Here is a 14,504-nt window from a genome sequence, read left to right as displayed (position 1 = left end):
CAATCCCTCACTTTTTAAAAACTGTTGTCCACAGTATGGGCAAGGGATAGAGAAATTATTCCAACTTTATTAAAACTTCGTCCTGACGGAAGGACGACTTTATTTCCTGGGAAAAGGAGAATGTCTCGCAGAGTCCTTTCACGATCTTCTATAAAACAGAGCCTTATTTTAGCTTTTTAGGATCAAGGGCATCTCTCAGTCCATCACCTAAGAAGTTAAAGCATAAAACGGTAAGTAGAATCAGTAAACCCGGGAACAGTGGATACCACCATGCTTGCACCATAATGGAGAAATTTTGTGCATCTTGAAGCATGTTTCCCCAGCTCGCCGTTGGAGGCTGGATGCCGAACCCTAGATAGCTAAGTGTCGACTCAGCTAAAATAACAGAACCGACTTTTAATGTAGCAGACACAATAATAGGGCCGATACAGTTCGGTAAAATATGCGAAAAGATGATGACATGGTTTTTCGTTCCGATCGTTCTTGCTGCGAGTACGAATTCTCTTGTGCGAAGTGACAAGAATTCACTGCGGATCAGCCTGGCGGTTGTTGTCCAGCCAGTCAGCGCAAAGATTAAAATCAATTTATCAATACCCGGTTTAAAAATTGTCACTAGCGTGATCAAGAGAAAAATATCTGGAATAGACAATACCACATCCACCATTCTCATGAGCACAGAATCGACAAAGCCTTTAAAGTATCCCGCTACCGCCCCAATGACGGTACCAATGGTGATGGCTCCGACTACTGAGACAAAGCCAACTAATAGAGACACCCTCGCTCCGTATAGCACCCTTGAAAAAATATCTCGGCCAAACTTGTCGGTTCCCATAAAATGCTCTGCACTTGGAGGCTGTAGCCGTTTCAATAAGTCTTGCTGTTCCGGTGCGTAAGGTGCGATCACCGGGGCGAAAATAGCGGAAAAGATAATGACCAATAAAATAGCGGAGCCGGCAACCGCCAATTTATTTTTGAAAAATTTCTCGCAAAATAAACGAAGCATCGTCTCTGGTTTTGGCGGAAGGCCTTCTTTTAATTTGAGATCAACAGAAGGTGTTCCCATATTAGGTTGTGCCAATTGTGCTTCAGCTCCCTTCTAATATTCAATACGCGGATCAACGATCGCATAGAGAATATCCGCTATTAAGTTTCCAACGACCACGAGCACAGCAGAGATAACAGTCATCGCCATAATGACGGGATAATCTCTTGAAAAAGCAGAATCGATAAACAGTTTCCCAAGCCCTGGCCATGTGAAGATTTGTTCCACCACGACCGCGCCGCCAATAAAGGATGGAATCATGAGTCCAAAGATCGTAATAACAGGCATCAGACCGTTTCTCAATCCATGTTTGAAGATGACTTTGTTCTCTCTAAAACCTTTCGCTCGCGCCGTACGAATGTAATCCTGCCGCATCACATCGAGCATACTTGACCTTGTATAACGTGTAAGGCCGGCCATATCAGCCGTTGCTAAAACAAAGGCAGGTAAAATAATATGATGAAGCCGGTCAAATAGATTAAAATCTGCATTTAAGGTAGAGACACCCCCGGTCGGAAACCATCCTAAATTCACTGATAACACCATTATAAGGATCAAACCAAACCAGAAATTCGGAATAGCCAGTCCGATAAATGATGTAACCGTAATACCATAGTCAAGTTTTGTATACGGACGTTTTGCTGAAAGAACACCAAATGGGATGGCAATGATCAGGGCAACTAATGTAGAAAAGATCATGAGGATGAGGGTATTTGGCAGCCGGGCAAAAATCAAATCAGCCACGGGCGTTCCTTTTTTTACAATGGATGTGCCAAAGTCACCTTGAAGCATATTACCGAGCCATTTCATATATTGCACATATTCAGGATCGTTCAAGCCGTACTTATCAATAAAGGCTTCCCGGTCTGCGGCACTAATGGTCGGGTCCATCATGAGTGACATCGGATCGCCTGGTGCTGCTTTCATAATCGCAAAGGACAAAATCGTAATACCAAACAAAATCGGGATGGAAAGAAGTGTCCTTCTAATGATATATGTAACCATGTGCACAACTCCTTTTTCATCTGATGGCCATACTATGGTGAAAAAAGGGGAGACCCCTCCCCTTCTTCACTAGTAGACTACTTTTCAATCCACCATTTTTCAATTTTGTAATATTCATCTTTCGGGTGGTAAGAGTAGCCTTGTAGATTAGATGGCATCGCGCGATGTGAGTTGGCATAATAAAGGAACGTATACGGCTGGTCTTCTGCAATCAGCTCATAAATTTTTTCATACGCCTTTGAATACTCTTTTCGATCACTCAAGTTTTTGGCATCAACTAGCAGTTTATCGACTTCTTCATTTTTATACCAAATGTTATTTAAGCCTTTTTCAGACTGACTTGAATGGAAAATGCTGTATTGGTCAGGGAATGTCGCTAAGCTCCAGCCGAGTAATAACGCATCATAATCCCATTTTGGCGGGGTTGTTTGTTCGATTAATGCACTAAATTCTACAATTTGCGGTTTTGCTTCAATGCCAATTTCTTTGAGCTGCTGCTGGACAACGACAGCAATATCTTCACGGACTTTGTTTCCTTGGTTCGTCTTCAAGACGAAGGAGAACTTCTTACCGTCCTTATCAAGATAACCATCTCCATCTGTATCCTCCCAGCCTTCTTCCTTCAGCATCTTTTTCGCTTTTTCTTGATCAAATTCAAATACTGGGACATTTTCATTTTTAGGGTAGTTCCATGACAGCGGGCTTTCTGGGATATTGGCTACTTTCCCGTCTCCATCTAACACTTGATCGACAATCGTTTGACGATCAATGGCATGGGTAAGAGCTTGACGGACTTTTTTACTTTTGAACAGTTCGTTTTTCTGATTCCAGCCAATATATGAATAATTTAGCCCTAGATCAGATTCGATTTTGATGTTACTGACTTTTTCAGCTGTTTGCAGTTCTGCTCCAGGCACTGCAAAGAAATCAATATCACCTGCAGATAGCTGAGCCATGGCTGCATTTTGATCAGGAATCGTTTTAATGGTGACTGTATCAAGGTATGGGCGTCCATCCCAATAATCATCAAAAGCTTCTAGTTTGACATAGTCCCCTTCTTTCCACTCAGCAAATTTAAATGGGCCGGAGCCGATTGGATTTTTTCGGTTAAATTCATTTTCACCAAGATCCTTTATAGGGACATCACCTAAAATATGCTTTGGTAAAATGCCATAGCTTCCTAGCGTGACATTATAAAAATATGGATCTTTTTTATTCAGCTTAAATTCGACCGAATAGTCCCCTGTTTTTTTGACAGACTCTAATACTTCAAAGCCTGATCCACGCTCACCATTGTAATCCTTATTGATCGGAATGCTGTATGTAAACACAACATCATCAGCAGTCAGTTCTTCTCCATCATGAAACTTCACGCCTTTTCTAATGGTCACATCAAACTGTTTGCCGTCATCGGATTCTTTAATATCTTCTGCCAACGCCAGCTGTGGGTTAAGCTTTCCATCTGTTTGCAGTAAAAAGCTATAGATTCTCTCTTCAATATCAGAACTTGCCACGTCTGTTGAGTAAAGTGAGTTAAATAATGTAGGCTCCGCAATCGAACCAATGACAAGATCACCGCCTTGTACAGGTTTACCTGTCGATTTCTTTTCACTGTCTCCAGACGTTTTATTTCCACCAGAACAAGCAGCAAGGATCAATGTAAAGATCAGCAGCAAACTGACCAAAATGGACTTTCTCTTTCTACCTTTCATAGACAATTCCCCCTATCTTTTTTAAAAAATGATGACAGAAGCCCGTTTCATCCCCCCTCTCAAAGATGAGATCATACAAGCGTGATCAAGCGTCGTAGAGGTGGCATGCCACAAAGTGGTTCGTTTTTAATTCTTGAAATTGTGGTACTTTTTCTTTACAGACTTCTTTCGCATGCGGGCATCTTGTGTGAAACACACAGCCTTTTGGCGGATTTGCAGGGCTTGGTAAATCCCCTTGCAGCATAATCTGTTCCCTTTTCACCTGACCTTTTTTACGGGTGACTGGAACGGAGGATAAAAGCGCCTGCGTGTACGGATGAAGCGGATCATCGTAAAGGCTGTGCTTATCCGCAAGTTCCATCATTTTGCCGAGATACATGACGCCTACTCGATCACTAATATGGCGGACCACACTGAGATCGTGGGAGATAAAGAGATAAGTAAGGTCAAACTCTTCCTGAAGCTCTTCCATCAAATTGATGACCTGCGCCTGAATGGAGACGTCAAGCGCTGAAACAGGTTCATCTGCTATGATCATTTCAGGATTCATGGCAAGTGCACGAGCGATACCGATACGCTGCCTTTGTCCGCCGGAGAATTCGTGCGGGTATCGATTCGCAAAACTTGGGTGAAGACCGACTTTGGATAAAAGCTGTTCTACTTTTTCATTTCTTTCTTTTAAGGAATATAAGTGATGTGTTTTGTAGGGTTCTTTGATGATACTTCGAAGTGTTTTTCTAGGGTTGAGTGATGCAAAGGGATCTTGAAAAACCATTTGGATGTTTTTCCTTGTTGATTGTCTTAGTTTTGATTCAGATACATGAGAGATATCTTGCCCTTTAAATAGAATTTGTCCTTCTGTTGGCTCATATAAACGAATCATCGTCCGTCCTAATGTGGATTTACCGCATCCAGACTCTCCAACGATGCCTAACGTTTCGCCTTTATAAATGTTTAAGTCGATGCCGTCAACCGCTTTGACTGCTCCTACTGTCTTTTGCAGCACTCCAGCTTTAATCGGAAAGTGTTTTCGTATATTTTTTAATTCTAGGATGGTTTCTTTCTCAGATCGTTCTGTCATGTATGGTTGATTTTCAGCAAGGGTCATGTTTGGCTTGCCTCCTCATATAAGAAACACCTGACGCTTCTACCATTTTCAAAGGTTGTCAGTTTGGGCAATTCACCTATGCATCGTTCCATGGCTTTCGGGCATCTAGGCGCAAAACGGCATCCTGCGGGAAGCTGATCTGGCGCAGGGACATTTCCTTTTATCGCCGTTAATGGCTGAATGTCTCCGTCAATGACCGGAATGGATTCAAGCAGTCCTTCTGTGTATGGATGAAGCGGCTGATCAAACAACTCGTCAACGGTTCCATTTTCAACAACCTGTCCGCAGTACATGACAATGACGCGGTCTGCTACTTCCGACACAACACCTAAATCATGCGTAATGAGAAGTATAGACGTACCAAAGGTCGAACATAAATCTTTCATTAAGGTCAGCACCTGGGCTTGTATGGTCACATCGAGCGCAGTAGTCGGCTCATCCGCAATGAGGAGCTTCGGATCACAGCTTAGCGCAATGGCGATCATGACTCGTTGACGCATACCGCCGGATAAACGGTGCGGGTAATCTTTGATGATTTGTTCTGGCCTAGAAAAGCCTACAAGCTTTAGCAAATCAATCGCTTTTTTGGTCGCTTCTTTTTTTGAAAGTTTTTTGTGGTAAATGAGGATTTCTGTTATTTGTTCCCCGATGGTTAAGACGGGATTAAGTGAGGTCATGGGTTCCTGAAAGATCATGGATACATCATTACCGCGAATATTGCACAATTCCTTTTCACTATATGTAACAAGGTCTTTTCCATCAAGCTTAATGGAACCATCCATTATCTTCCCACCAGTCCCATTAATCAGACCCATGATGGATAAAGACGTAATACTTTTACCAGACCCAGACTCACCGACTAATGCGACTGTTTCCCCCTTTTTGATACTAAAATCAACGCCATCAACAGCAGGTATTGGTTCCTTTTTTCGAAAAAAATAGGTTTTTAAGTTTTGCACTTCAAGCAGTGTGCTCATGCATTCGCCCCTTTCTCCATAGATCAAATGAACCGAATCTAAAAATTCCGTCTTTTTAGAATAAAAAGAATTATCAAAATTTATATTTGTATATTATTACATCAGCATGACGAAATCAAGAAGTATTTAGTAAAATTGTAATATGTCACTTTTTTTGTGAATGTTTGTCTTTATGATTCTATCGCCTTTAAAAACGTTTCCGCTGGCTCCGCAATCATAGACTCCTCGCTAATTCGGTGCTCATCGAAATACTTTTTCACGATATAAAATCCAGTGGCATAGCCAAGCATTTTGGGGTAGTTCCCCTTTCCATAAAGGAGATTCTGTATCAGCCTTTCGTCGTCCTGCACTTTCTGATAAAGGTGACTGGATACCCATTTCTTGTACATGCGCTGCAGCTGCGATTCGTCATATAAAGTCGTCCACTTTGCTGTATAGCTTTCTCCATATCTATGATACACAGCATATTCAGCGAGCCCCTCCATCATGATTGTATCAAGGAATGTAAAATCTTTTTCTTCTTTCGTGAGAAAATGCAACCTGCATACATGGTGATATTCATGCGTCAGCAACGTACCGATTCGCTCCTTCGGTGTATGCGGGGATAAAAAAAGAAAGATTTTGTCATCAAATGCCATGCCAGATTGAAAGTAAAATTGTTCTCTGATCTCTTTGCTGCTCTCATTAACAGGCAAAATAAAGACAGGGACATCAGGACCTCCCCACTTTTTTTGCAACGCTTTGTATTCTTTCATCACAAGCTTGAAATACCCTTTTTCTTTGAGCTTGTCGATCATTTCCTGGCAGGCGTTCCATGATCGCACCATTCCGTGATGTTGTAAATGGGCGAGAATAGATGATCCTTCTTTTTTCTCCACTCCTTTAAAATAAGGGACAAAACGTGCCGCCAGCTCCTGAAATGATGATGATTGTTGGATGAGATATTGTGTATTAATCAGACCCATACCGCTGAACACCTCCATTTTCATCATATGCAAAAAGGCGGCGATCTGTTTATAGATCGCCGCCTTCTTAAGACATATTATGCTTCGTATTTTTTGAAGATAATTGTCGCATTGTGCCCGCCAAAACCAAGTGAGTTGCTCAAAGCAACTTGTACTTCTTTTGAACGTGCTTCATTTGCTACATAATCAAGATCACATTCTTCATCTGGTGTTTCAAGGTTAATCGTTGGCGGAATGACACTGTCTTTAATCGCCAGAACAGAGAAAATCGCTTCAACTCCGCCTGCTGCGCCAAGTAAATGACCTGTCATTGATTTTGTCGAGCTGATCGCAAGCTGATTCGCATGCTCTCCGAACACTTCTTTAATCGCCATTGTTTCAAATTTATCATTGTACGGTGTGCTTGTTCCGTGGGCATTGATATAATCAATTTCTTCCACTGTTAAACCTGCATCACGAATTGCTTCTTTCATTGCACGTACGCCGCCTTCTCCGTTTGGAGCAGGTGCTGTGATATGGTATGCATCTCCAGTTGAACCGTAGCCAACAATTTCTGCATAAATGGTCGCACCACGTTTTAACGCATGCTCTAATTCTTCAAGAACAACAATTCCCGCTCCCTCACCCATAACAAATCCGTCACGGTTTTTATCAAATGGACGACTTGCTGTCTCTGGATCAGGATTTGTCGAAAGGGCTTTGTTTGCACAGAAACCAGCAAACGACATTTTCGTTAATGGTGCTTCTGTACCACCTGTAATCATCGCATCTGCATCTCCGCGCTGAATGACTTTAAAGGCATCACCAATGGAGTTTGTTCCTGTCGCACATGCTGTCACTGTACAAGAGTTAACCCCTTTTGCGCCAAGTGCAATCGAAATTTGACCTGTCGCCATATCCGGAATCATCATTGGAACGAAGAACGGGCTTACGCGTCTTGCTCCTTTATTTGAATACACTTCGAATTGCTCTTCGAATGTTTCAAGTCCGCCAATACCAGATCCAACCCATACCCCAACACGAGGTGCGTTTTCATCTGTAATTTCGAGGCGTGAATCTTCTAAAGCCTTTTGAGCAGCAACGACTGCATATTGTGTGAAGCGTGCCATCTTTCTCGCTTCTTTTTTCTCCATGTAATCTTCGATGTTAAAATCTTTTAGTTCTGCAGCTACTTTTGCTGTATATTCACTTGAATCAACACGTGTGATCGGGCCAACACCTGATACACCTGCTACAGCATTTTTCCATGTTGTCTCTACATCGTTGCCAAGAGGTGTCAAAGCACCTAATCCTGTAACAACTACTCGTTTCTTATCCATTAATTTGTGCACCCCACTCTTTTATCGGCCCCATCGCATAGCGATTGCGCCCCACGTTAATCCTCCACCAAAACCAACCATTACAATCACATCGCCGTCATGAATTTTTCCGGCTTCGATTTCTTCACATAGTGAAATTGGAATGGATGCTGCTGATGTGTTTCCATATTTATGGACTGTTTTCGACATTTTTTCAACTGGCAGCTCTAAGCGTTCGCGTGCTGCTTCCATAATGCGAATGTTTGCTTGATGCGGAATCAAGAAGTCTACGTCTTCTTTTGATAGTCCAGCTTTTTCAATCACGTTTACGCTTGACTCGCCCATTTGTCTCACAGCAAATTTAAATACTTCTCTTCCATTCATGATTGTATGATCTTTTTCATCTAAGTACAAGTGCTTCCCGCCTCTTCCATCGGCTCCAAGCTCAAATGATAGAATTCCCTTGCCTTCGCTGACTGTTCCTAGTACAGCAGCACCTGCTCCATCTCCAAACAAAACAGCTGTGTTGCGGTCATCCCAGTCGGTAATGCGAGAAAGCTTTTCTACACCAACGACAAGCACATGTTTGTAAGTGCCAGATTCGATAAATTGTTTTCCAGTAACAAGCCCATACATAAAGCCAGCGCATGCAGCGCTAATATCCATTGCACATGCTTTATGCGCACCGAGCTGCTCTTGAATCATACAAGCGACTGTCGGAAATGCTTGATCTGGCGTAACTGTCGCTACAAGAATCATATCAATATCTTCTGCAGCCACATCTGCGTCAGCTAATGCTTTTTTTGCAGCAGCAAGCGCCATATGAGATGTATTGACATCATCAGATGCAATTCTTCTTTCTTCTATACCTGTTCTAGTACGAATCCACTCGTCAGAAGTTTCAACCATTTTTTCTAAATCACGATTTGTTAATACTTTTTCAGGTATATAGCGGCCAAGGCCAATAATTCCAGCATTCATTGAATAAGACTCCTTTTACTCATACGAGCATGTGATATTGTGATCTTATATTAGTATCTGGTACTAATTTTACCTTATTTTTTTCTCCTTGGCAATACAAACGTCTAACCTTTCCTCTCACTTTTTTCATAGATTAATGATATACCAATAGTAGAAAGGAACATGTGATATGGCGCAAAAGGATATTTTCTCAGCAATGATGTTTGGTCAGCCGCTTGAAAAGGAGAAAAGCAAGACAGAAAAAAAGGAGGAGCGTGCAGAGACTTCTTCAAGTGATGACTCCATTGACTACATGCATGTCATGAATCAAATTGGAAACATTATGAACTCCATCGATGAGCTGAAGCCTGTGTTTAAAGATGTCGGCCCTATGATCAGTGCCTTTAAGAAAAAATTATCATAAAAAAAAGCCACTATTCTGTGGCTTTTTTTGATTGTTGACAAAGGGCTAAAATATTTTAGCCCTTTGTCTTCTTCTCAGCGTGATAGAAAACCTTTGCAACCCTAGGAAGGACGAGTACTGGCGCGGAGCGAATTTCACATTCGTGAGCACCAGCACGCAGGACTGACAAAGAATGCGAGGGTTTGTCTACACGCTGAAAGCCACTATTCTGTGGCTTTTTCTGATGCTGCATCTGCTTTTCCAAGCTCATATGCCTCTTGCATGACAGATGTAAACAAAGAGAGAAGCGGCTGAAGTGCTTGTGGATCAAGCTGAATTCCTGCTTTATCTAATTCTTCTTTTGCTTGTGGAAAATACTTCATCGCAATTTGTAAAAACTCCATCGATTTTTCGTGCTGCATGTTCAACGTCCTCACTTTTCATTTGGCAGTTTGCCTGTTTTTTTGTAATTCGCAATATCCTTCTCAATGTCTTTCACAAAAGCGCGGTCTATGGTTGAGCTAAATTTCCCCATTTCGATCACTCCTTCTTTAAAGTCAAAGGAGTACTCACCTTGTTCGTTTAGCTTGCCTTCATTAAACTTCTTCGCAATGATACTGTACGCTTTATCGACATGCTGGACTGTGCTAGTTAACACCGTATGGCTTCCAAGGTTGGATTGATCAGTGACATATCCGATCGCAGATAAATTGTCGTTTTTGATTTGTTCAATGACAGGGATATTATAACCATCACCTGCTGGATACACAACATCTACACCTTGTTTTTTCAATTTTTGATAGAGGTTCACCGCTTTGTCAGCATCATCCCAATTTTCGACAAATTCCGCTAGAACTTGCACATGTTCGTCCTGATATTTTGCACCTTTGATAAAACCGTCTACTTCACTTTGCCAATCATATGTAGCCAGAATACCAATCTTTTTTGTTTTGGACATATGTGCTGCAGTCATGCCTCCGAAAAAGCCCATTGCTTCTCCTTTAAACGTGACGTTTGTGACATTATCAGCTTGAGGCTTGCCTCCATTGACCGTGATAAATTGTGTTTTCGGATAATCTTCACTGATCAAGTTGAAAATTTCGCTATATTCATTGCCATGGCCAATAATCAAATTGACTCCTTTTTTATGAAATTCTTCAATGGCATCAACGATTTTCTCCTTGTCGACCATCCCTTCCTTATAATAAACATCTACACCGAATGTTGATTGGATATTTAATAAGCCTTTATAACCTTTCGTTCCCCAAACTTGATCATTAATCGTATCGGGGACGAGTAAACCCACCTTCTCAATATGTCCTTTTAACGGCGCCTGCGAGCAGGCAGATAGCATAAGAAGAAGGAACGAAAAGATCATGACAAGCCGCTGGTACTTCATGCCATGTTCAACTCCCTTTGCAACACGCAGGCATGAACCTGTATGTTAAATATAGGTTTATTTTATACTGAAAAAAGATAAGATGGAAGATCATTCTTGCTTTTTGTCGAAAAATGTTGAGTTTTGTCTTTTCCATTCTGCTATGATTTCTTCTGCTTGTTTGTCACCTGTTTGTCTTTCTACCTTCAATTGATGGATCATTTCCTGCCTTTGATCAGTCCGTGCCCACTTTAAAAGATCCTTTGCGACATCTTCTACAAAAAATGTGTGATCATCCTTTATTCGTCTCTCTTCATGGAGTGTCCACGGACCAAACATGCGTGGAAGGATAACAGCCGAAACGCTTTGTTCATGCGAATGGCTTTCGGGTTCTTCGTAAAACAAGTGGTATATGCCATGCTTCGCTTCGAGGTCTGTCTCTCTGTTCATTGAATCATCTGATTGAAAAAAGATCAGGTCATATGCCTCTTTCCTATCTTGACCATCAATAACGCGGACAAGATCATTGCGGCCGAGCCACATCATCCGCTCTTCTAATAACATTTTTTGCTCCTCTGACTGCTCCTTAGGATAAGTGATATCCACTTGTATGCCCTCTTTCATCATATATTCACAAAGTGTCAGGCCAAAAAATTCATCTGCACCTATGATCAGTCCTGTTTCCATGTTCATGTCCCCTTTTTTAGCATATCGAATAAAAAGAAGAGCCCTTTCCATGAAGGGCTGTTATCATCCTATTCATTACAATTCTCTTTCATGCGATTTATAAAACTTGTGAATGGACTGAAAGATTCTTCTTGGATGATCAAACATATGCAAGGTAAGGTCCATCTGACAATGGTCTGGATTCATCATATGTTGATCAATAAAAGGCTTTGCATGTAGTTCATAGGCATACGGTGCGCCGTTTAGTCTCTGCCATATATGAATCGGTACATGAGCTGAATGAACGGGGCAAGAAGGAAGTGGATAGGTTTCTGCTTCCTTAGCAGAGCCCCCATAGCTCTGTGCGAGTTCTTTCATGAACTGTTTGTAGAAGAATTTGTGTTCCTTTTCTCTTTCTCTTTGTGCTTGCAGGTGTAAACATGGATTCATCATGGCTATAGACCTTAGCACTTCTGGCATTTCTTCGGCAAGACTCATGGCGACAAGTGCTCCCATTCCTTCTGCCAGCACATGAATTTCCCGGTTTAATATTTCTTGTTTTAATGTGTGATGAACAAGCTGTTTCGCACTAAAAACAGCATCTTCACATCCCCAGTGATTCCCATGAAGATGACTATTAAACAATGTATATCCTTCATCCTTTAAAGCAGTTAAAAGCTGGTTTCTTCCGTAATGCTGAAGCCAGAATGATGTATTTTCCTGCACAAAGTGATTTCGGTCACCGAGGATTAGAATGCCAAAGCCATTTGGTTTTTGAGGAAGGTGAATGACGTTCCACTGGGAACCAAGCTGGAAAAAACGTTCGCTTACACCCATATGGCCAGCCTCCTTTCAGTGATTCTGCTTTCTATGATATGAACAACAGCTCTTGTAGGAATAAGGAAATCCCCTAAAGACAGAAGAATTCTTTTTATTTTTATAGTAGAAGGTCTCAAAATGGTCACATAAAGGCGGAAAACAGTCTTTTCTCTGAACTCGTATCTATGGTATGATAGTCAATAGATTGTTACATAAAGGACGGTGGAATAATGCATTACATTATCACCCTCATTTGGACTTTTCTGCTGACACATATGGCTGGTTACATCGTTTCATCTATGAATGGAGCTGCTTATGATTTTACGTTAACTTCCATTCTTGCCATAGTGTTTACGGTTATTTTATTCATCTTTGCTGAAGTAAGTCCAATGAAAGAAACAGAAAGTTCAACAGAACATTCTTAATATTGGTGAAAAAGAGCTAATGATTTGAGATTAGCTCTTTTTCTTTTTTTCAGAATGATGACTAGAAGTTGAGCGCACGCTAAAACCCCCTGCCGTCAATTACAGGGGGTTTTTGAGTTATACCTCAACCGTTTCGGACTTCTGTTTGTCTACTGACAAATGGCTTTTCGCAAGCCCTGTGAACAGGAAGATCGCGATGCCTGATAAAATCTCAAGCACACCACCCCCCGCAATGACAGGGCCTGCTCCAAAGCGTTCTGCCAGGACGCCCGATACGACGGCTGCAAGCGGGAGAAAGACATTTGATGACGCATTGATCACGGCATATACTTGTGGCTGATCTTCTTGGTCAACAGACGTTTGAATAATGACCATCTCTGGGACATTGATTGCACTGACGGCTGCACCAAAAATAAAGGAAGCTAGAAGAACGACTGGAAGCCATGTACTCATTCCAGTGATAAAGAATGCAGCTCCTTCAATCATGCCTGCGACAATAAAGAACAAGCCGAATCTTTTGATTTTCACCTTCGCCAGTGCAAAGCCCATCATAAATGCACCGACTGCGGCGACACCTCTTAAAATGGAATACACCATTGAATCACTTTGCAGCGCTTCTGCTACATATACAGCGGATAATGCCTGCCACGGAGCTGCGGCGACATTCATTAAAATACAATAAAGGGTCAGTGCAAATAAAATATGATGATTTTTAACGACTAGAAAGCCTCTTTTTAAGTTATACAGATATGTATTCTTTGCTTGTTTAATGTCTGCTGCTTTTTCTGCATCTGACTTTTGGAGTTTAACGCCAATAATGAACAAGCCCGATATGATAAATAAAGCAGTGGTGATCAGGAGCGTATCTGCAGGTCCAATTAATTTGACCAAAAGACCAGCGACCATCACCGCAGCAAGTGCGACAATTTCAAAAGATGATTGCAGGATCGCATTTGCTTTTTGAATGAGATGCTTTGGAACAATCTGCGGCAGGATGGCCACAGAAGCCGGGTTATAGGCTGCACCTGTTGCCGATTGAATAACCATTAATGAGATCAATAACCATAGAGGCAATATGTGCGAAAAATGCAGTAGTGGAATAATGAGTACAATGGTTGCTCGAATGACATCTGAAGCAAACATCCATTTAGATAAATGGTGTCTTTTCATAAGAGGTCCTAGTATTGGGGCCAACAATGATGAAGGAAGAACTGTCACTGCTAGAAGAAGTCCGGTACCGAGCGCTCCATCCCCTCTTAAAATCAATAACCAAAGAACGGATGTAAAAGCAAAACTTTCTCCTGTATTTTTTATGAGTCTTGATATGAACAATGAGGTGAAGCGTTTATTCCAAACACTTTCACTGAGATTCATCTTTTCCATCACACAAATCCTTTCAACCTTATACTATTTTTACACATTTTACCTTAATCTTTCTTTTTTTCATACTATTTATTTGAAAATTGGAACTTAATTGTTTTTTATTATAAAGAAAAAAGAGGCATGACACATGCCTCTAAAGACTTATTCATATAGACTCTTAGTCAATTGCTTACGGCTTTCTTTGGTACGTCCAAACACGGTTATGGTTCGAGTTATCCGGAAAGACGTCTCCTGCTTTAAGCTTTATCTTTAAAGGATCTTTCACCATACTACCGGTCTCACCGATTTCGATATAAACACCATTATTAGGTGCCTTATTACCAGATTTAAACTGATGCTGTTGACCCATTTCCATCCTCCTTT

At 41.4% G+C, this 14,504-nt stretch carries 16 protein-coding genes; 2 read left to right on the top strand and 14 right to left on the bottom strand.

The genetic code is table 11. The annotated features are described in order from the left end of the window. Positions 1-163: 163 nt before the first annotated feature. The 8 genes from opp4C to NST57_RS05865 all read right to left on the bottom strand — a co-directional run bounded on the left by opp4C (position 164) and on the right by NST57_RS05865 (position 9,088). Positions 164-1,063, bottom strand: coding sequence for an oligopeptide ABC transporter permease (opp4C, locus tag NST57_RS05900; RefSeq protein WP_081114822.1), 900 nt, complete (start codon positions 1,061-1,063; stop codon positions 164-166). 33 nt (positions 1,064-1,096) lie between these two features. Next, positions 1,097-2,047: an ABC transporter permease gene (locus NST57_RS05895; protein ID WP_007499031.1), complete on the bottom strand. Its 951-nt coding sequence runs from the start codon at positions 2,045-2,047 to the stop codon at positions 1,097-1,099. Between the two features lie 77 nt (positions 2,048-2,124). Continuing rightward, positions 2,125-3,759, bottom strand: coding sequence for an ABC transporter substrate-binding protein (locus tag NST57_RS05890; RefSeq protein WP_142154769.1), 1,635 nt, complete (start codon positions 3,757-3,759; stop codon positions 2,125-2,127). A gap of 85 nt (positions 3,760-3,844) precedes the next feature. Next, positions 3,845-4,840 (bottom strand): ABC transporter ATP-binding protein, encoded by a 996-nt coding sequence (locus NST57_RS05885; protein WP_341299188.1) that lies wholly within the window; start codon positions 4,838-4,840, stop codon positions 3,845-3,847. A 23-nt stretch (positions 4,841-4,863) separates the two neighbouring features. Beyond that, positions 4,864-5,844 (bottom strand): ABC transporter ATP-binding protein, encoded by a 981-nt coding sequence (locus NST57_RS05880; RefSeq protein ID WP_341298235.1) that lies wholly within the window; start codon positions 5,842-5,844, stop codon positions 4,864-4,866. Between the two features lie 170 nt (positions 5,845-6,014). Next, a complete protein-coding gene (locus NST57_RS05875; RefSeq protein WP_341298234.1) occupies positions 6,015-6,809 on the bottom strand; it encodes a DUF2268 domain-containing protein in 795 nt (264 codons plus the stop codon). A 77-nt stretch (positions 6,810-6,886) separates the two neighbouring features. After that, entirely contained in the window at positions 6,887-8,128 is a 1,242-nt protein-coding gene (fabF, locus tag NST57_RS05870; protein ID WP_060780964.1) for a beta-ketoacyl-ACP synthase II, read from the bottom strand. A 21-nt stretch (positions 8,129-8,149) separates the two neighbouring features. After that, positions 8,150-9,088 carry a beta-ketoacyl-ACP synthase III gene (locus NST57_RS05865; protein WP_024720058.1) on the bottom strand — a complete coding sequence of 313 codons (939 nt, stop codon included), beginning with the start codon at positions 9,086-9,088 and terminating at the stop codon, positions 8,150-8,152. Between the two features lie 169 nt (positions 9,089-9,257). Here NST57_RS05865 and NST57_RS05860 point away from each other — a divergent pair, with 169 nt between their 5' ends. Next, entirely contained in the window at positions 9,258-9,491 is a 234-nt protein-coding gene (locus NST57_RS05860) for a hypothetical protein (RefSeq protein ID WP_008348506.1), read from the top strand. Between the two features lie 203 nt (positions 9,492-9,694). Here NST57_RS05860 and NST57_RS05855 read toward each other — a convergent pair whose 3' ends face one another. The 4 genes from NST57_RS05855 to NST57_RS05840 form a co-directional block, all read right to left on the bottom strand. Continuing rightward, positions 9,695-9,892 (bottom strand): ComZ family protein, encoded by a 198-nt coding sequence (locus NST57_RS05855; RefSeq protein ID WP_008348507.1) that lies wholly within the window; start codon positions 9,890-9,892, stop codon positions 9,695-9,697. A gap of 11 nt (positions 9,893-9,903) precedes the next feature. Next, on the bottom strand, positions 9,904-10,869 hold the full coding sequence (locus NST57_RS05850; protein ID WP_008348509.1) for a BMP family ABC transporter substrate-binding protein: 966 nt from the start codon (positions 10,867-10,869) through the stop codon (positions 9,904-9,906). 90 nt (positions 10,870-10,959) lie between these two features. Then, positions 10,960-11,535, bottom strand: a complete 576-nt coding sequence (locus NST57_RS05845) for a nad binding enzyme (RefSeq protein WP_341298233.1) — start codon at positions 11,533-11,535, stop codon at positions 10,960-10,962. A gap of 75 nt (positions 11,536-11,610) precedes the next feature. Further along, on the bottom strand, positions 11,611-12,351 hold the full coding sequence (locus tag NST57_RS05840) for a hypothetical protein (protein WP_341298232.1): 741 nt from the start codon (positions 12,349-12,351) through the stop codon (positions 11,611-11,613). A gap of 212 nt (positions 12,352-12,563) precedes the next feature. Between NST57_RS05840 and NST57_RS05835 the strand changes: the two genes are divergently transcribed. Next, positions 12,564-12,758: a YjzD family protein gene (locus tag NST57_RS05835; RefSeq protein ID WP_024720055.1), complete on the top strand. Its 195-nt coding sequence runs from the start codon at positions 12,564-12,566 to the stop codon at positions 12,756-12,758. Positions 12,759-12,875: 117 nt separating this feature from the next. Here NST57_RS05835 and NST57_RS05830 read toward each other — a convergent pair whose 3' ends face one another. Then, positions 12,876-14,141, bottom strand: a complete 1,266-nt coding sequence (locus NST57_RS05830; protein ID WP_341298231.1) for an MFS transporter — start codon at positions 14,139-14,141, stop codon at positions 12,876-12,878. Positions 14,142-14,310: 169 nt separating this feature from the next. Then, entirely contained in the window at positions 14,311-14,490 is a 180-nt protein-coding gene (locus tag NST57_RS05825) for a YjzC family protein (RefSeq protein ID WP_008348517.1), read from the bottom strand. Between the last annotated feature and the right edge of the window lie 14 nt (positions 14,491-14,504).

The sequence above is a fragment of the Bacillus sp. FSL M8-0077 genome (assembly GCF_038050255.1).
Taxonomy (GTDB): domain Bacteria; phylum Bacillota; class Bacilli; order Bacillales; family Bacillaceae; genus Bacillus; species Bacillus altitudinis.
The sequence above is the reverse complement of the archived record's forward strand: the minus strand, read 5'-3'. Positions and strand labels throughout refer to the sequence as shown.